Source organism: Amycolatopsis albidoflavus (genome assembly GCF_039525725.1).
Taxonomy (GTDB): domain Bacteria; phylum Actinomycetota; class Actinomycetes; order Mycobacteriales; family Pseudonocardiaceae; genus Amycolatopsis; species Amycolatopsis albidoflava.
Genome location: NZ_BAAAHV010000031.1, coordinates 86,792 through 104,685 on the forward strand (window position 1 = coordinate 86,792; position 17,894 = coordinate 104,685).

General features: G+C 68.8%; 17 protein-coding genes. 9 read left to right on the top strand and 8 right to left on the bottom strand.

Going from position 1 to position 17,894, the window contains the following annotated elements; translation table 11 throughout:
- Positions 1-97: 97 nt before the first annotated feature.
- The gene (locus ABD156_RS44870) at positions 98-826 is read left to right on the top strand and encodes a hypothetical protein (RefSeq protein WP_344287816.1); all 729 of its coding nucleotides are present in this window, start codon (positions 98-100) and stop codon (positions 824-826) included.
- 95 nt (positions 827-921) lie between these two features.
- On the opposite strand, the gene ABD156_RS44875 is transcribed toward ABD156_RS44870, so the two are convergent.
- Positions 922-1,500 (bottom strand): TetR/AcrR family transcriptional regulator, encoded by a 579-nt coding sequence (locus ABD156_RS44875; RefSeq protein WP_344287818.1) that lies wholly within the window; start codon positions 1,498-1,500, stop codon positions 922-924.
- A 90-nt stretch (positions 1,501-1,590) separates the two neighbouring features.
- Here ABD156_RS44875 and ABD156_RS44880 point away from each other — a divergent pair, with 90 nt between their 5' ends.
- Together ABD156_RS44880 and ABD156_RS44885 are read left to right on the top strand one after the other, a co-directional pair.
- Positions 1,591-2,037 (top strand): anthrone oxygenase family protein, encoded by a 447-nt coding sequence (locus ABD156_RS44880; RefSeq protein ID WP_344287820.1) that lies wholly within the window; start codon positions 1,591-1,593, stop codon positions 2,035-2,037.
- 665 nt (positions 2,038-2,702) lie between these two features.
- On the top strand, positions 2,703-3,233 hold the full coding sequence (locus ABD156_RS44885) for a DUF4383 domain-containing protein (protein WP_344287822.1): 531 nt from the start codon (positions 2,703-2,705) through the stop codon (positions 3,231-3,233).
- 74 nt (positions 3,234-3,307) lie between these two features.
- Here ABD156_RS44885 and pcaB read toward each other — a convergent pair whose 3' ends face one another.
- Entirely contained in the window at positions 3,308-4,663 is a 1,356-nt protein-coding gene (gene pcaB / locus ABD156_RS44890) for a 3-carboxy-cis,cis-muconate cycloisomerase (protein WP_344287823.1), read from the bottom strand.
- A gap of 452 nt (positions 4,664-5,115) precedes the next feature.
- Positions 5,116-5,655, bottom strand: coding sequence for a DinB family protein (locus tag ABD156_RS44895; RefSeq protein WP_344287824.1), 540 nt, complete (start codon positions 5,653-5,655; stop codon positions 5,116-5,118).
- A 331-nt stretch (positions 5,656-5,986) separates the two neighbouring features.
- Between ABD156_RS44895 and ABD156_RS44900 the strand changes: the two genes are divergently transcribed.
- Together ABD156_RS44900 and ABD156_RS44905 are read left to right on the top strand one after the other, a co-directional pair.
- Positions 5,987-7,084 (top strand): tryptophan dimethylallyltransferase, encoded by a 1,098-nt coding sequence (locus tag ABD156_RS44900; RefSeq protein WP_344287826.1) that lies wholly within the window; start codon positions 5,987-5,989, stop codon positions 7,082-7,084.
- Between the two features lie 46 nt (positions 7,085-7,130).
- Entirely contained in the window at positions 7,131-8,504 is a 1,374-nt protein-coding gene (locus ABD156_RS44905) for a tryptophanase (protein WP_344287828.1), read from the top strand.
- Positions 8,505-8,582: 78 nt separating this feature from the next.
- Here ABD156_RS44905 and ABD156_RS44910 read toward each other — a convergent pair whose 3' ends face one another.
- The 5 genes from ABD156_RS44910 to ABD156_RS44930 all read right to left on the bottom strand — a co-directional run bounded on the left by ABD156_RS44910 (position 8,583) and on the right by ABD156_RS44930 (position 15,123).
- Complete coding sequence (locus tag ABD156_RS44910) at positions 8,583-9,170, bottom strand: GTP-binding protein (protein WP_067583957.1); 588 nt, start codon at positions 9,168-9,170, stop codon at positions 8,583-8,585.
- The gene (locus ABD156_RS44915; protein ID WP_344287831.1) at positions 9,151-9,516 is read right to left on the bottom strand and encodes a DUF742 domain-containing protein; all 366 of its coding nucleotides are present in this window, start codon (positions 9,514-9,516) and stop codon (positions 9,151-9,153) included. Before ABD156_RS44915 ends, ABD156_RS44910 begins: the two co-directional genes overlap by 20 nt.
- Positions 9,513-9,938, bottom strand: a complete 426-nt coding sequence (locus ABD156_RS44920; RefSeq protein WP_116199532.1) for a roadblock/LC7 domain-containing protein — start codon at positions 9,936-9,938, stop codon at positions 9,513-9,515. Before ABD156_RS44920 ends, ABD156_RS44915 begins: the two co-directional genes overlap by 4 nt.
- A gap of 42 nt (positions 9,939-9,980) precedes the next feature.
- Positions 9,981-12,350, bottom strand: coding sequence for a sensor histidine kinase (locus ABD156_RS44925; RefSeq protein WP_344287834.1), 2,370 nt, complete (start codon positions 12,348-12,350; stop codon positions 9,981-9,983).
- Between the two features lie 388 nt (positions 12,351-12,738).
- A complete protein-coding gene (locus ABD156_RS44930; protein ID WP_344287837.1) occupies positions 12,739-15,123 on the bottom strand; it encodes a class III lanthionine synthetase LanKC N-terminal domain-containing protein in 2,385 nt (794 codons plus the stop codon).
- A gap of 318 nt (positions 15,124-15,441) precedes the next feature.
- Between ABD156_RS44930 and ABD156_RS44935 the strand changes: the two genes are divergently transcribed.
- The 4 genes from ABD156_RS44935 to ABD156_RS44950 all read left to right on the top strand — a co-directional run bounded on the left by ABD156_RS44935 (position 15,442) and on the right by ABD156_RS44950 (position 17,498).
- Positions 15,442-15,807 (top strand): hypothetical protein, encoded by a 366-nt coding sequence (locus ABD156_RS44935; protein ID WP_344287839.1) that lies wholly within the window; start codon positions 15,442-15,444, stop codon positions 15,805-15,807.
- A 22-nt stretch (positions 15,808-15,829) separates the two neighbouring features.
- Entirely contained in the window at positions 15,830-16,186 is a 357-nt protein-coding gene (locus ABD156_RS44940) for a hypothetical protein (protein ID WP_344288297.1), read from the top strand.
- Between the two features lie 153 nt (positions 16,187-16,339).
- Positions 16,340-17,050, top strand: a complete 711-nt coding sequence (locus ABD156_RS44945; RefSeq protein WP_344287841.1) for a S1 family peptidase — start codon at positions 16,340-16,342, stop codon at positions 17,048-17,050.
- An 82-nt stretch (positions 17,051-17,132) separates the two neighbouring features.
- A complete protein-coding gene (locus ABD156_RS44950; protein WP_344287843.1) occupies positions 17,133-17,498 on the top strand; it encodes a DUF427 domain-containing protein in 366 nt (121 codons plus the stop codon).
- The last annotated feature ends 396 nt before the right edge of the window (positions 17,499-17,894 follow it).

Here is a 17,894-nt window from a genome sequence, read left to right on the forward strand (position 1 = left end):
TGAGGACCGTGATGAGGTACCGGTTGTCCTTGACGAGGCCTGAGGTGTGCAGGATGCGCCCGGGATTGCAGCAGGACCAGCCTTGTTTGACGGCCCAGTGAGCGTCGCCGAGCGCGTCCGGGATGCCGAAGTACTGCCGGAATCCGTCGGCTCCGTTCTCGGTCGCGTTGCGCAGCGCCCGCAGAATCGTCTCGCGCTGCTGGGCCGGCGCGCGGTCCATCAGGTAGCGGTAGACGCGCGTGAGGTCGGCGGCGGTGATTTCCGTGTCGCCCCAGCGTCCGGGGTTTTCCGGCGGCTTGGTTTCGGCGAGGCCCATCTCGCTCACCGCTTCCCGGACGATGCTCGTCGCGCCGCCCGCGACCCACAGCCGGTTGGCGGTGTCGTCGTCGCTGCGGGACAGCATTTCCTGCACGGTGCCCGGATTGGTGCCGCGATCGAGCGCGTCGAGGGCGATCATGAGCTTCACGAGGGACGCGGAGGTGTAGTGCCGATGCGCGTCGAGGGAAACCGGGGTCGTGCCGTTGGTGCGGTCGTAGACGACCACGCTGACGTGCCCCTGGGGGACGAGCGCGGCGAGTTCGGTCTTGAGGTCGGGGCCCTGCTGCGGCGCGGCGCTGCCGGTGCTCGCTTTCGGGACGGGACCGGGTGTGCTGGAGTCGGTGGTCGCGGAGATGACGCCGGACCCGTCCGCCGACTCGGCGGCGGTGACCACCTGCCGGTACGGCCCGGCTTCGGTGACCAGAAACGCGATGACCGCACCGAGAAACAAGCCGGCCAAAAGGAACGAGTTCGCCCTGCGCATGCCCCGACTTCCCCGATCGCTTGATCAGGGTTCGCCGAATGGGGCCGGTTTGTGGGATGGGTCTCGGTACCGGCCAGTACGCGTGACGCTCGGGTGGGCTGCGGGCAAGCAGGGATGGTTCAGACCACGGCGAGCCGTTCCACGAGCAGGTCGACCCGCTGCTCGGCGAACTCCCTCGGCAGCCGTCCCGCGCGGGTCAGGGTCGCGATTCCGTGCAGGGACGCCCAGAACAATTCGGTGAACAGACCCGGTTCGACGCCTTCGCCGGCGACCTCGCCGAGAGTTTCGAGCAGCGCGGCGAACGCGTCCTTCAGCGGTTCCGGAGTGTCTTCCTGCGCGAACGCGAGGCCGCCGTCGAGTTGGAAGATGGCGTCGTAGACCGCCGGGTGCTGCTCGGCGAAGTCGAGGTACGCGAGGGCGAGCGCGGTGACCCGGGCGCGCGGGTCGCTTTCGGCGCTGGCAGCGGCCCGCGCCGCCGCGGCCAGTTCGGCGGCCCCGTCGAGCGCGACCGCGCCGATGATCTCGCGCTTGCCGCGGAAGTGGCTGTAGAGGACGGGCTGGCTGTACTCAATGCGCTCGGCGAGCCTGCGGGTGGTGACGGCGTCCCAGCCCTGCTGCTCGGCGAGCTCCCGGGCGGTCGCCACGATGAGGCGCTCGCGTTCCGCTTGTTCGCGCTGCTTGCGTTCGTGTACTGACATGGTCGGAGTCTAGCACTGCTAGACAACCGAGCGGCAGTAGTACTAGCATCGACTGATCGGCTAGCACTGCTAGATCTTAGGAAGGTCATCATGCTCAGCGCACTCGAGGTCTGCACCGTCGTGATCGTCGGCGTGATGGTGGGGGTGGAGTTCTCCGTCGCCTTCGTCATCAACCCGATCTTCAACGCGCTCCCCGACGACAGCAATCAGCTAGGCCGCGCCCACGGCGGCCGGATGCTCGGCGCGATCATGCCGTTCTGGTACATCGGATCGCTTGTCCTGAGCGCGATCTGGGCGATCGTGGCGTGGGATCGCCCAGGCACCGGGCTGGTCGTGATCGGGGCCGGGCTGCTGATCGTGAGTGTGGTGATGTCGATTCTGCTGCTGGTCCCGATCAACAACCAGGGCAAGACGTGGACTCCGGAGAACCGGCCCGCGGACTGGAAAGAGCAGATGAACCGCTGGGACCGCTACCACTACGTGCGGGTCGCGGTGATCATCGGTGCTTTCGCGTTGCTGGTCGCTGCGCTGGTTTGAGGGCGGGGTTGTGTTGGTGGCTGGGCTGGTTTGAGGGTGGCGGCTGTTCTGGTCTGGGCGCGGCGGGGGTGCTGGCGGCTGGGCTGGCGTGAGTGTGGTGCTGGCGGCTGACCTCGTGTGGGTGCGGCGGGGTGTCGGTGGCCGAACTGGTCTGGGTGCGGCGTGCGGCCTTGCGGTTGGGTTGGTCTGGGGGCGGCGTGGCTCCTGCCGGTCGCCGCACTGCGGTGAGTGCGGCGGCGGTGCGGGCGGGGCTGGTTTGAGGGCAGCGGCGGTGTCGGTGGCTGGTTGGTCTGGGTGCGGCGGGGTTGTGCTGGGGGCTGGTTCTGAGCGCCGTGCGAATCCTGCCGATCGCCCCGCACGTCGGAATACCGCGCGGTTCCGCCGGACGCGCCGGTTTCCGCGGTTGGAGGAACCGCCGCGCCAATCCTTCAGCTTCTTCTCTCCTGCTTCTTCGCCGCCGAGGCCGCGAAGCCGGTCCGGCTGGTACCTCACTCGGGTCTCCGATCGGCTCAGCAGTCCCATCAGTCCCGGCAGCCCACCCGGTGTCGCTGATTTTGCCCAGTGGGCGGGTTGGGGGCGGCCGAATTCGGGTTTCGGGCCGGTTGGGGCGGGGGATCCCTTCAGGGTTGGCCCACCGTCACCTTCGGTACGGAAGGACTGGAGTCATGGTTCGTGCGCATCGAGCCCGCGTCCGGGTGGAAGGGGTGCAGCCCGCCCAGGTGCTGGCCATTCTGCTCGGGGTCCTGTTTCTCGCCTACGGCATCATCGGGCTCGTGAAGTCCGGGTTCGGCGATTTCACTGGACACGGTGTCACTTTGTGGCGGTTTTCCGCCAATCCGCTGAACAACGTCGTCCACGTGGTGACCGGCGTGATCGGCCTGCTGCTGGCCTTGGGCTCCGGCCGCGCCCGGACGTTCGGCTGGCTGCTCTTCATCGGCTACGGCGCGCTGTTCGTCTGGGGCCTGATGCTCGCCGGGACGATCACCGTCAACCCGGTGTCCGGCCTCGGCAACCCGCTCAACCTCGCCGACGCGGACAACTGGCTGCACCTCGGCATCGCGGTTCTCGGTCTGCTGACCGCGGTTCTCCCGGCACGCCACGGGGTGCTGCTTCCCGAGGACGAGGAACCCGCCGAGGTCGACACGGCCGCCCAGCCGCGCCGTCCCGAACCGGGCGGGCATGGCTTGGCCCACTAGTCCACAATGGAATAACCGCGCAGCGGGATCGCTTGCCGGGGCGGAATTTCCTCCGGTGGCGATCCCGTTCGTGCTTATTCCGCGGGGTTTTCCAGTGCCCGGTCCACCATTCGTCCCGCTGCGCCGACGTACTGCGCCGGGTCCAGGAGGCCGGCCAACGTTTCGGTGTCGACGACAGCCGTAATCTCAGGTGTGTCAGCCAGGATCTCTGACAGTGGACGGTTTTCCTCGATCGCGCGTCGGGAAGCCGTGCCCAGCAAGTCTTTCGCGCGCGCTTTGCCCATGAGCGGGGCCAGAGCTGCCGACAGTCGTTCCGAGACGATCAGCCCGTTGGTGAGCGCGAGATTATCCAGCATACGGTCCGCGTGAATGTCCAATCCCCGCACCAAATCCACGGCGGTGTGAGTGGCACCGCCGGTGAGGCGCAGGCATTCGCGCAGCAACTGCCACTCGGCCTGCCAGACGCCAGCCGAGCGTTCGTCTTCGGCCAACCCGGACTGCGTGACTCCCGCCGCCAGCACCGGCACCTGCAGCGCCGCCGACCGGATCAACGCCGACCGCACCGGGTTTTGCTTGTGCGGCATCGCCGACGACCCGCCGCCGGTCGCCTCGGTCACCTCGCCGATCTCGGTGCGAGCCAGGACCTGGACGTCGACAGCGATCTTGCCCAACGCCGTCGTCACGCCGGCCGACGCGGAAGCCAGCTCGGCCACCGGCGTGCGATCCGCGTGCCACGGCAGAATCGGTGCGGTCAAACCGGTTTCCTCGGCGAAGGCAGCGACGAGCCGTTCCGCGTAGTCGTCGGTGCCGTCGCCGTACTGGACGTACGCCGCCAACGTTCCCGCTGCGCCACCGAGCGACACCGGCAGCCGCAACTCGGCGATCCGGCGGGCGGCCTCCTGGACGCCTTGGCGCCAGATCGCCGCTTTAAGCCCGAAAGTCGTCGGGACGGCGTGCGCGGTGAGGGTTCGCCCGGGCATGACCGTGTCGCGATGGGCGCGCGCCAACGCGGCGAGGGCGTCCGCGATCGCCGTCAGGTCCGCGCTGATCAGCCGGAGGGCGTTGCGCGCGACGAGCATCATCGCCGTGTCGACGATGTCCTGGCTGGTGGAACCGCGATGCACGTAGTCGGCGACGTCCGGCACCTTGGCGGACAGCGTGCGCACCAGGCTGACCACCGGGTTTCCGGTCGCACGCGCGTCGCGCGCCAGCTGGACGACGTCGAGCTCGCCCTCGCCCAACAACCGTGCGGCAGCGCTGATCCGCTCGCCCGCCTCGGACGGCACCGTGCCAAGCCGCGCCTGCGCCCGCGCGAGGGCGGCCTCCGCTGCCAGCAGGGCGTCCGCGAACGCCCGGTCACCAGTCACCGCTTCGGCCGGGGTTCCGGCGCGCACCGGTGAGAGCAGGCCGGAGTCAGGATCGGCGATCATGCCGCCCAGCATCGCACGCCGGGCGGCTTGAGGCGGAGCGTCACCGGCGGCACGAGTGGCGTCGACCTCATCGGGCACGAGCTTGGCTGACCAGCTGCGGAGACGCTCCCGTTGGCTGCTGCGCGGCGACGCGTGGGCAGGCCGTTCACGAGACGGTGCCGTTGGCTGCTGCGTGGCAACCTGTCGGCAGCGCGTTCAGGCGACGCTGCCGTTGGCTGCTGCGCGGCAAGGTGTCGGCAGGGCGTCAGGAGACGCTGTCGTTGGTTACTGCGCGGCGACGTGTCGGCAGGGCGTTCACGAGACGCTGCCGTTGGCTGCCGCGCGGCAACCTGTCAGCACGCGTTCAAGAGAACCCGTCGTCGCGAGCGCGGCGGCGGACGGCTGCCGATCGCCAGAGAGCACCCCGTGGCCTCCCTGCATCACCTCCTAACAGGACTCGAGCGCCACTCACCTCACCGCCCCGTCGCCCCGTCTGTCACCTCCCTCAGCAGGTCCGCGTGTCCGTTGTGGCGCGCGTACTCCGCGATCATCGACAGCAGCATCCACCGCAGCGAGAACGGCTCTCCGGTGGTCTTCCCAACCCCCTGCGCGTCCAAAGAAGACGCCGCCGCCACGATCTCCCGGCTCCGGTCGCACTCCGCGTGCCACAACGCCAGTGCCTCGCCGAAATCGCCGTCCAGGCGGTCGAAGTCCTGGTCTGGGTCGTCGTCCGAGTAGTGCAGCAGCGGGACGTCCTCGCTGGCGAACTGGATGCGGAACCACCATCGTTCGACGCCGGCCAGGTGCCGGACCAGGCCGTGCAGCGACATTGTGGACGGTGGCACCGCGCGCGCCGACGCGGCTTCCTGGCTTAGCCCGGCGCACTTCAGCGCGAGGGTTTCGCGGTGCCACTCCAGGTAAGCGAGCAGGGTCTCGCGTTCGTCGGCGACGCGGGGGATCGGCGGGCGGTCGCTCTCGGCCACTTTGGCCAGATGCTTCGGGATCTGTGTCATGAGACGAGCGTCTCATCCACCACCGACAATTTTCGGCGCCGAGCCGCCGCATCGGGTGCACGGGAAACCGGCCGCGTATCGCAGTGGGCTAGGCCACATGGCGGGCCCGGGTAGCTTGCGGATCCGGTCCTGTCGATGCGGAATTCAGGTGAATTCCGGTGTTGATCAGCACACTCAGACACGGTTTCCGTACGGTGTTGTCGCTCCGTCAGAGGTATCGTGATCAGCATTCCGGGGATTAATCTTCTCGGCGGTCCGTGAACGCCCGCTCCGCCGAACAGCGGATGCTTCGCGGGGCCGAACGCACGAATGAAACGGTGAATACAGCGCCATGGTCGGAGCGAGTGTGCCGATGGTCGAGTTGTCGATGTACACCCACGCCGGCGGTCAACTCGACCGGTTGTGCCAGGCAGTGGGATTCGATCCCGAAGAACGCCGTCACCTGGATCTTCTCCGGTTGTTGCTCGGCGAGTCCGGTGAATTGACTGTAGACGCTCCGGCGCAGTTCCCGTGCAATGTGGCGGACGACACCACGCCTGTTGAATTCTCGGTCGCATTCGACGCCAATGGCGAATGTGTGGTAAGGGTTCTCGGCGAGAGCGTCGGGGCTCCGGACCCGCGCGCGTTCCTCGCTCAGGTGGCCGGCGAGTACGGCCTGGTCACCGACCGGCTCGACGCGGTGGCGGACCTCTTCCTCCCGCACGACGAGCGCCGCGGGCCGTTCACGCTGTGGTACTCGCTGATCTTCCGCAACGGCTCCGCGCCGAAAATCAAGGTGTACCTGAACCCGCAGATCAGCGGCCCGACCATGGCGGATTCCCTGGTCAGCGAGGGATTCCGGCGGCTGAATCTCGGCGAGGCGTTCGACCCGGTCGTCGAGCACGCGCTGCGCCGCGGCGAGAGCGACAACTTCACCTTCTTCGCGCTCGACCTCGACGACGACCCGTTGTCGCGGGTCAAGGTGTACGTCTCGCACGGCGCCGCCGAGGCCGAGGACGCGGTGCGCGCGGCGGAGCTGGTGCCCGGCGCGGACCCGATGCTGATCCGGGAATTCCTCGCCGTGCTCGGCGGCGGAAAAGGCCCCTTCGAAGGCCGTCCGCTGGTTTCCAGCTATTCCTTTGTCGAGGGTATGGGAGGCACTCCGGGAAACTACAGTCTTTACCTGCCTATTCGCAGCTACGTGCCGGACGACGAGATCGCTCGCGCCCGGGTTCACGCCATTCTCGCGCAGTACGACTTCGATCCGACACAACTGGACAAAGCGCTGGCAGCGGTTTCGGAACGGCCACTGCGCGACGGCGTCGGACTGATCGCGCACGTGTCGTTGCGAATGGGCGAGTTCGGTTCCGGAATCACGGTCTACCTGTCCTCCGAAGCCTATGCGGTAGCGCCGCCGAGAAAGCGCCCGGTGCTCGGCCGGATTACCTGACGCGGCAGTTTTTCGGCTGTCACCCACAACTGGAGGAAATACTCTGATGCGGACCTTCCCGCCGTACCGCGCCCAAGTCGTCGCCGAAATCCCGGTCACCACGCGTGCCGAACGGGAGCAGGCGCTCGCCGCGGCGGGCTACAACGCCTTCAACCTGCCCGCGAACAAGGTCAGCATCGACCTGCTCACCGACTCCGGCACCGGCGCGGTCTCGACCGCGCAGGAGGCCGCCGCGGCTGCCGCGGACCGCTCGTACGCCGGGTCGGATTCGTTCTACCGCTTCCGCGACGCGCTGAGCGACCTCACCGGATACCCGCACCTCCTGCCGGTGCACCAGGGCCGTGCGGCCGAGCGCGTGCTGTTCTCCAGCGTCCTGGAGAGCGGCCGGATCTCGGTCAGCAACACGCACTTCGACACCACCCGCGCGAACGTCGAGCTGCTCGGCGCTGAGGCGATCGACTTGCCCTGCGCGGAGTTCGGCGATCTCGACAGCCTCGAACCGTTCAAGGGCAACATCGACCTCGACGCCCTGGAACGCCTGCTCAGCGGCCCGGACGGCGCCCGCGTCGGCCAGGTGCTGCTCACCATCACCAACAACGGCGGCGGCGGACAGCCGGTCTCGATGGCCAACCTGGCCGCGGCGGCGAAGCTCGCGCGGGCGCACGGCGTGCCGGTTTTCCTTGACGCCGCACGGTTCGCGGAGAACGCGTGGCTGGTCATCCAGCGCGAGGCGGGCTACGCGGACAAGACGCCGCGCGAGGTCGCGCGCGAGGCGTTCAGCCTGGTCGACGGCTGTGTCGCGAGCCTGAAGAAGGACGGCATCTCGCCGATGGGCGCGTTCATCGGCCTGACCGACCCGGAACTGGCGCAGCGCTGCGAAACCAACCTCATCGCCACCGAAGGCTTCCGCACCTACGGCGGCCTCGCGGCGCATGACCTCGACCGCGTCGCGAAGGGCCTGCAGGAAGTCGTCGACCCGCACTACCTCGCCGCGCGCGCGGGCGAAGCGGCCCGGCTCGCGAGGCAGGCCAACGAAGCCGGTGTGGACATCGTGCAGCCGCCGGGTATCCACGCGCTTTACCTCAACGCCGGCCGCCTGCTGCCGCATCTGTCCGCGTCCCGGTTCCCGGGGCACTCGCTGGCGTGTGAGCTGTACCTGGCGGGCGGAATCCGTTGCGTGGAGCTGGGTTCGCTCTACCTCGGCACGCTCGACGAGCAGAACGAGCTGATCACTCCGGCCCCGTTCGAGCTGGTCCGGATGGCGCTGCCGCGGCGGGTGTACACCCAGGGCCACTACGACTACGTGGCCGAGATCCTCGGCGACATCGCGAAAAACCCGGATCAGGTGCCGGGCTACCGGATCGTCGAAGCGCCGAAGATCCTGCGGCACTTCAATCTCCGGATGGCCCCGGTCCACTGAAACTCCACTGAGGACAGCGGAAAGCGAACGAGGGGGCTCCCCGCGCCGGGAACCCCCTCGCTGGTCTGGAAACCCGGCTCAGGCGGGCTGCGGAACCACCGTCATCGCGTGCTTCACCAGCCGGATCAGCGCGATCTTGCTCGAATCCCGCTGCCGCGCGTCGCACATCACGATCGGCACGCCGTCGGGCACCACGAGCGCCTCGCGGATCTCGTCGGGGGTGTAGCGCGGCGCGTTGTCGAAGCAGTTCACCGCCACGACGAACGGGATCTTCCGCCGCTCGAAGAAATCGACCGCCGCGAAGCTGGTCTCGAGCCGGCGCGTGTCGACCAGCACGACGGTGCCGATCGCGCCGCGGGCCAGGTCGTCCCACATGAACCAGAACCGTTCCTGGCCCGGGGTGCCGAACAGGTAGAGCACGTGCCGCGGCGAGATGGTGATCCGGCCGAAGTCGAGCGCGACCGTGGTGGTCTTCTTCTGCTCCACCCCGGACAGGTCGTCGACCCCGGTGCTCGCCTCGGTCAGCACCTCCTCGGTGGACAGCGGCGGGATTTCGCTGACCGAGGCGACCATGGTGGTCTTCCCGGCGCCGAAGCCGCCCGCGACGATGATCTTGACCGGGGTCGGCACCGACGCCGCGGCGTCTTCAGAGCTTGATGAGGCCATCGAGAACCGCCTGGAGAGTTTCGTGGTCCGGCGCCTGGGCCGGCTGACGGGACGGGGCGCGGGTGATGACGAGGCCGCGGTCGATCAGGTCCCCGCACAGCACGCGCACGACGCCGAGCGGCAGCTTCACGTACACCGCGATCTCGGCCACCGACAAGGGTCTGCGGCACAGCTGCGTGATCGCCAGGTGCTCCGGGCCGAGCCCGACCGGGTCCGATCCCTGCTGCAGGGTCATCACCTGGGTGGAGAGGTCGAGCTGATGTTCGGACGGGGTCCGTCCGCTGGTGATCGTGTACGGCCGGACCAGCGGTCCGGCGGCCTCGTCGTACCAGCCGTCCTCGGTCACGTTGCCTCCCGCAGCAGGTTCGCGGCCTCGCGCGGCGCCGAGGCCAGGTAGTCGCCGACGCGCTTGACGAGCCGGTTCATCTCGTAGGCGATCATTTCGACGTCGATGTCCGCGCCGGCGAGCACGGCGAGGCATGCGCCCTGCCCGGCGGCCGAGACGAAGAGGTACCCGCGCTCCATCTCGATCATGTTCTGCAGCACCGGACCGCGGTGGAACTGCCTGCTCACCCCTTTGGCGAGGCTCTGCAGGCTCGACGCGATGGCCGAGAGCTGGTCCGAGTCGTCCTTGCTCATCCCGGACGACTTGCCGAGCAGCAGGCCGTCGGCGGACAGCACGATGGCGTTCTGCGCGCCGACGACGCGGTTGACGACGTCGTCGAGCAGCCAATTGAGATCAGGGGTGGAGTTCCCGTACTCGTTCATGCGGACAGACCCTGACTTTCGGTGTCGTGAGGTGTTCGGTCGTTATGAGTCATTTTGCCCGCCTCGCGCCCGGCGGGTGCCCTTGTGGAACGCCATCAGCGTCCGCGCGGTGGTCTCGCCGGCGTTGGTGACGTCCGCTTCGGTGGCGGCGTCCGGGTCGTCGTGCAGCTGGGCGACGAGGTTCTGCTGCGGCTGCCGGCGCGGGAGCCGGGGCCGGTCGTCGCCCCGCAGTCCGCTGAGGTCCGGTTCGGCGGACGCGCGCGGCGCGGCCGGGACGTCCGGGATCTGGCCCGCGGACGGGGGATACGGCTCCGGAGTGCGCGGGGCCGGCGTGGGCAGCGGACGGGCCGGGTACGGACGCGGGGCCGGCGTCGGCTGAGGCGTCTCCGGGGCCGGCCGGTGTGCGCTTTCCTGCGCGGGCGCGCCGACCTGAGCGAGCGCCGGGGCCTCGTCGGCGGGTTCGGGCGCGTTCGCGTCGGCCAGGTGGTTCGACGGGATCAGCACGGTCGCCCGGGTGCCGCCGTAGCGCGACGGGTCGAAGGTGACGGTGATGCCGAGCCGGGAAGCCAGCCGCGCGACCACGAACAGGCCGAGGCTGGAGTCCGCGCGCAGGGCCATCGCGTCGAATTCGGGCGCGTCAGCCATCATCGCGTTCGCCCACTCGCGCACGCCTTCCTTCATGCCCAGCCCCTGGTCGGACACGTCGACGACGACGCCGCGCGCGACCATCCGGCTGGTCACCTCGACCTGCGAACCGGGCGGGGAGAACGACGTCGCGTTGTCGACCAGCTCGGCGACGAGGTGAATGGTGTCCGCGACCGCGGTGCCGACGATGGCGACGTCCGGCACCTGTTCGACCTGCACCCGGGAGTACTGCTCGGTTTCCGAGACGGCCGCGCGCAGCACCTCCATCAGCGAAACCGGTTTGCGCCAGCGCCGTCCGGGCTGCTTGCCGCCGAGGATGATCAGGTTCTCCGTGGTCCGCCGGGCGCGGGCGGCGAGGTGGTCGAGCTGGAACAGCGACGCCAGCTGAGTCGAGTTCTCTTCGCGGCTTTCCATTTCGTCCAGGATCTGCAGCTGCCGGTGCACCAGGACCTGGTTGCGGTGCGCGATGCCGAGGAACACGTTGTGCACACCGCTTCGCGCCTTCGCCTCGCTCGCCGCCGCGTTGACCGCGGTGAGCTGCGCGGTGTTGAACGCTTCGGCCACCTGGCCGATCTCGTCGCGGCCGTGGTCCAGCTTCGGCAGCTCCGCCTCGATGTCCACCGGGTCGCCGCTCTTGAGCCTGCCGACGATGTTCGGCAGCCGGTTGCGCGCCAGGTCGAGCGAGTCGTTGCGCAGCCGCTCCAGGCGCGTCATCAGGGTCCGGTCGACGAGCGAGCGCGACACCCGCACCGCGACGATGATCGCGGCCAGCGAAGCGAGCAGAGCCACGATGCTGCCGATGATGGCGTTGCGCAGCTGCGCGTTTCCGGAGTCGATCGCGGCGGCGGAAACCTGGTCCGCCTGTTCGATGGTGAGCTGGTTCAGACCTTGCGCGACCTGCGCGGTCAGCGCGTGCCAATCGCCCGCCGACACCGGAACGGTGCTCTGGTCGCTGCTGGTCCACGGACCGTGCTTGATCAGCGAGTCCTCGGCCGCGTTGAGCCGTTTCCACGCGTCGCTCGCCGAAAGCTGCTGGTAATGCTGGCGCACCGCCGGTTCGAGGAACGGCGAGATCTGCGCCAGCTGGGTGCGGTAGTAGCCGACCAGCTGGGAGAACTGGACGAAGTCGTCCGGCGCGAAGTTGCTGCCGGAGAACGCCGCCGAAACCAGCGACGTCTCGCGCGACATCAGGTCGCCCGCCCGGAACAGCGAGGTCGCCGAGATCGCGCCCTGCACCGCGGTCGCGTCGGGGACGATGCGCGCCTGCGTGTCGAACAGCGTCGCCGCGGAGTCGAGGACGCCGTTGTAGTAGGCGTTGACCTGTGCGCGGTTGATGCTGCGGAAGTTGACCTGCGAGCGCAGCACCGGCAGCTGGTCGAGCTGCGCCTTCAGCGCGGTGACCTTGCTGGCGATCTCGTCCGGCGCGCTGGAAATGGTGGCGGCGAAGGCTTCCTGCAGGCCCTTCAGCTTGCCGTCGCTGTCCTGCTCCTGTTGCTGCAGCTGCTGCGGACCGGAACTGGGGCTGTCGAGGTATTGCAGGGCGAACTGACGTTCTTGCTGCAGCGACGACAGCGCGGTGAGCGCGGGGATCGAAACGTCACGCACCGAGCCCGCGACGAGCCGCACGTACAAGCCGTTGATGAAGAAGGCCGTCGCCAGCACCGCCCACAGCACGAGCAGGGTGATGCTCGGGATCAGGACCGTCCGGGTCAGCCTCTTCCGGATCGACTTGTCGTACGCCTTGCCGGGATCGTCCTTGGTCTCCACGATGATTCACGAACTCCTGGGTCACCCTCGGCGAGAGTGCGGACACGGCCGGGGAAGCGGACACGCCAGTGGGTGCGAGTGGTCCTCGTCACGGAAATCTCGGATACACCCTTCGTAGGCCCACCGAACGGAACAGCCCCGGTTTCTATCACGAACGGGGGCCCCGTGGTTCCGCTGAACGAGCAGCCGAACGCCGTCTTGACAGCGGTTACCGACGGTAGTGCCGAGTTCCCCCGGCGTTTTCCGAGGCCCTGGCCCCGGCTGCGGATATCGGACCAACGGGCTGGGCTGAATGAGTGATTCAAAAAGTGTCCGGACACTCAGTCAGGGTTCCGCGTGGTGGAACTGCCGACTAAGTGACTTGTCGACAACCGCGGTCCATTGTGGACTAATGCGGGATCCGCGGAGTCGGCCCGAGGAACGGGAGCAGTTCGGTGCCGTCCTGAAGCGCGGAGAGGGTGCGCAGGACTCCGGCGCCGCCGGTGGCGACGTCGGCGGACAGTCGTAGCAGGTGAGTGCCGGGGAAGGCAAGGCCGCCGCGGAACGGGACCGCGTACCACGAAAGCCGTGTCAGGTGGCGGTCGATCGCGTCCTGGGTGCGCCGGTCCGGGGTGCTGCTGAACGCCAGCCCGGCGGCGAGGCCGCAGCGGCCGTTCAGCAGTCCGGGATGGAGCGCGAATTCCCCGCGGCACGCGACGCGCAGCGCGGGCAGGCTGCGCGCTGCCTTCGCGTCGAGGCGGTACCGCGCCAGCTGCTCGGTGACGATCAGGATGCCGGCGCTGCCGATTCCCGCACCGCGTCGTGAGCCCCGGTTGCCGTCGCGGACCGGCAGCGAGCCGTCGAGCGCGGGGACGCATTCCTCCAGATCGCGTTCGAGCGCCTGGTCGGCGAACGAGAGCCAAGCGGGTTCGCCAGTGCGCTCGTAGAGCCGGAGGAACAGCAGCGCCGGGCCGGACCAGCCGTACAGCAACCCGGCCTGTGCTGTCGCGCCCGGAGGTTCCGCGGTGTCCAGCGCCTCGGCCAGCCGGATGCCGATGTTCAGCGCCTGCCTGCCGAATTCGTTGTCGCCGCGGGTCGCGGCGAAGTGCAGCCGGGTCAGGCCGATGCCCGCCAGTCCGCTCGCCAGGTCGTGGCCGACGGTTTGGTCTACCAGCGCGCGCGAGGCGGCGAGCAGAGTGCCCGCGGCCTTCCGGTAGCCGAATTCCTCCAGCACGTAAGCGATTCCGTGGCTGCCGTCGTAGAAACCCGCGCGGCTGGGCTGTTCTCCTTCGACCGCGTCGAGGACCCACTGCTCGTGTTCGGGGAAGCGGCCGACGCCCGCGACGTGCAGCGAGTGCAGGACGCCCGCCGCGCCGGTGCCGAAGGTGGCGCCGCCGACGCGGAACTGCTCGATGTCGCCGGGGAACAGGCGATCCAGGCGGTTCGGGGTCGCGCACGCGAGCAGGGCTTCGGAGATCTGCTTGCGCACCAAGGTCCAATCCGGACGCGGTTCGTCGAGTTCGGTGTGCGCGGGCTCGGTGTGCGGCGCGATGCTGTCGGCGTATCCGGCGGGCAGCGAGAATCGGCGTTCGGTGAGCTCGGCGGCCCAGCGGAGGCGTTCCGGCACCAGGTGATAGAGCGGGGCCAGCGGCAGGAACAGGCGCAGCCGCAGAGGCGTCTCGTCGCGGTCGAAGCCGGTCAGCGACACCGTGCCGGTGCTGTCGACCAGGATGTTGTGCGGGTTTTCGAGGACGACGCCGCGTTCGCCGGCTTCGGCGACAATGCGGTCCACTTGCGCCAGCACGGCCAGCGCCTGTTTGCGGTAGGCGGCCAGGTCGCTTTCCGGGCAGTCGCGGCGGGTGAGCGGGTAATGCCGGGTGAGCCAGGCGTCCAGCGAAACGCCGGGCCGGTACTCCCGCACCAGGTAGTGGCGCTGTCCGGTGAGGTACGCGTGGGCCTTCGGGATGCCGGGGATTCCGGCGAGCCGCTGGAAGAGGTCGTACTTGCGCTCCAGCCGGGCGACCGCGTCGACGCCGTTGCCGTCCAGTCCGGTGTAGGGCCAAGCCTCCTCGACGAGCACCTGCTCGCCGCCGCGTTCGGCCAGGTAGACGGCGGTTCCGTGGGCTTGACGGAGTACTTCGACGACGGGGTGCGGCGGCTCCGGCGCGTCGGTGTACTCCGCCACGCAGTCGGGAATCCGGACCCAGCCGGGCACGGAGAAGCCCGGGCCCTGATGCTCCGGTTCGAGCGCGCTGCTCGGCCTGCGCAGCGCGGGCACGCGGGCCCCGCCGTACTCGGTCCACAGTGGCGTGAATCCGGCGTAATGCACGTGAATCGGGCATTCTCCGCAGCGAAGCGCGCCGTCGATATCCGGCCCCGGTTCGCCGGTGAGGAGTTCGGAAAGATCGTCGAGGATCCGGTCGAGGGTGTTATTGTCTGGCGGATAAATAGTCGCGAGAGCGCCGGTTCCGCCGGTTGTCGGATATTCGGCATTGCGATCAAGGAAAATCGACCGGGAACGCAGGTGCCGATGGTGCAGCCGGCGCGTCCGGCAGTACTCGCGGACACGGTCCAGTACTCGGTCGGCATTGCCGGGAGCGGCGGAAATCTCGACCGCCCAGCCCTGTTCCGGCAATCCGGCTCCCGGCGGGCGGAGGTAGCGCCAGTGCTCGGTCTCCTCTATTGTCCACAATGGACTCGGCGGGGCCGCTGCCAGGTCGTCGGCGGATATTTCCCGTCGGCGGTCGAAGAACCACGGATCGGCGAGGCAGAATGCCTCGTGCCGGACGTTCATAAAAGTGGACCCTTCCGCGTATGCGCTTCTCCGGTGCTCCGGCGACGGAAACCATTCCCGCACAGCTTCGCCGCCGCGCCAATCCGCCAATTCAGCGTTCGGCCGACCCGAGCGGGGCGAGGATAAAACCGGCACTGGCGAACCGAGCGTGATTCCCCGTCGCCCGGTCGAGCGGGATTTCCGTGGCATTCGGGAATTGACGGAATGCCAGGAACCCGTTCCGGTGAACGTGGCCCCGGCCACGCCGTCGGCCCCTCGCCCGTCCGGGGCGGTCAGCCGGGCGGGTACGTTGAGCCCGGCGGGCAAAAGGAGGAACGGGTGATCGTCGGGTTCGCGATAGCGGTCGCTGGATGCGCGGCGCTCGTCGCGCTGTGGAGTTTCGTCCAGGCGGCGCGCAAGAAGCTGCCGGACACCCCGCTGCTCGTCGCGCTCGGCGTGATCGAGGTGCTGCTGGTCGTCCAGCTCGTGATCGGGATCGTGCTGCTCGTCGGCGGGCACCACCCGGGCAGCCTCGCGACCTACCTCGCCTACCTGATCGGCTGCCTCGTCGTGCTGCCGGTCGGCGCGGCGTGGGCACTGGCCGAGCAGAGCCGGTCGAGCACGGTCGTGCTCGGCATCGCCTGCCTGGCCATTCCGGTGATGGTGCTGCGACTGAACGAGGTGTGGAGTGGAGCAAGCGCGTAAGACGGCCACCGGTCCCGGCCGGATCCTGGTCGCGGTGTACGCCATCTTCGCGCTCGCCGCGACGTCGCGGGCGGGCGTCCAGATCGGCACGAAGTTTCACGAGGCGCCGCTGGCGTACGTGCTGTCGGCCTTCGCCGCGGTGGTCTACATCCTGGCGACGATCGCGCTCGCCCGCGGCGGCCGTACGTGGTGGCGGATCGCGCTGGCCGCTTGCACGGTCGAGCTGCTGGGCGTGCTGACGGTCGGGACCCTGAGCATTTTCGACCGGCAGGCGTTCCCGGACGCCACGGTGTGGTCGGTGTACGGGCAGGGGTATCTGTTCATCCCGCTGGTGCTTCCGGTGATCGGGCTGTACTGGCTGCGCCGGACGCGAGTCTGAACAGTACGCGGAACTGTCCGTAGCGGCGGTGTCGGCAGAAGAACAGGTGGTCCCCGGCTACTTTCGCCGGTTCTGGTTCCTGGGCGCGGCGCTGATGATCGAAGCCCCGTCCCCACCGGAACCGCGGCGACGACGCCGCAGAAACGAGAGACCATGCGTTTGCGCACCTGTTTCCTCGTGCTCGCTACCGCGCTTGGCCTAGCCGGATTCGCCGGTCAGGCCGGCGCCGCTGCCCCTAGCCCTGGCCCCGCGATCATCGGCGGCGGCTACGCCTCCAACGCCCCGTGGGCGGCGCGGCTGTTCGTGAACGGGCAGCAGAACTGCACGGCCACGATCATCGCCCCGCAGTACATCCTCACCGCGAAGCATTGCGTCGCTTCCGGTGGTACGTACACCTTCCGCATCGGCAGCCTCGACCAGAGCAGCGGCGGCACGACGGCCACCGGCGCCGCGATCACGCGCTACCCCGGAGCCGCTGACCTGGCCATCGTGCGGCTGTCCAGCTCGGTGAACGCGACGTACTCGCCGCTCGGCACGTCGACCGACGTCCGCGCCGGGCAGACCGTGCAGGTCTACGGCTGGGGCGCGACGAGCCGGTGCGGTTCGGAGATCAACTGCCAGTCGCGGTACCTGAAGGTGGCCAACGTGCGCGTGACGACGCCTTCGTGCAGCGACTACGAGGGCGGCGTCGCGGTGTGCGCGACCTACGGCGACGGCATCACCGCCGGCGGCGACTCGGGCGGCCCGATGTTCGCGTCCGGACGACAGGTCGGCGTCGCGTCGACCAGTGACCGGCAGAGCAGCACCGCGTATACCAACATCACGCGGTACCGCAGCTGGATCTCGCAGGTCGCCGGGGTCTGACCTCGCCGACGTCTGATTTTGTCGGTGGTCCGGCCTAGTGTTGGGAGTGCGCACCGCTTCCGTTGCGCGGAGGAGGAGAACGATGCCCGACAAGCTGATCCCTGGGCCGGACCACCCGATCACCGTTGAGCCCAACCCCGCGCGGGTGGTGGTCAAGGCAGGCGAGAAGACCATCGCCGACACCACCCGCGCGCAGGTGCTGCGGGAGGCGAGCTATCCGCCGGTGCAGTACATCCCGCTGGAAGATGTCGACTTGGCGATGCTGTCGCCTACGGAACACAAGACGCACTGTCCGTACAAGGGGGACGCGTCGTACTACAGCCTGGCCGCGGTGCCGGACGGCGAGAACGCGGTGTGGGTTTACGAGGCTCCGTATGACGCGGTGGCTTCGATCAAGGGGCACGTCGCGTTTTATCCGGACCGGGTGGAGATCGAGGAGGTCGGCTGAGGGGTTTCGTTTGGCCAGGGGTTGATCGCGGCTCGGGGCCGGGCCTGGCCTCGGCTCGCCGTTGAGGCTGATGCGGTGCTGGTTCCGGTTTGCTCCTGATCGAGGTTCGGGGTCGATCCCGGTTTGGTGCTGAGCCAAGTTCGGCGGTTGATCCCGGTTGGTGCTGAGCCAGGTTCGGCGCTTGATCCCGGTGTGGTGCCGATCCTCAGCTGGTTGCTGAGCCGCGCAGGTTGCCGTGCCTTGGCTGGCTGCCGAGCCCCGCTGGTTGCTAAGCCTTGCTGGTTGCTGTGCCTGGTTCGACCGTGCTGATGCCGGTTCTGTGCGGCTCGCGGCTGCCCGTGGTCCGGTGCCGATCTCAGCTGGTTGGCCGTCCGGGTTCGGAGTTGCTTCTGGCCG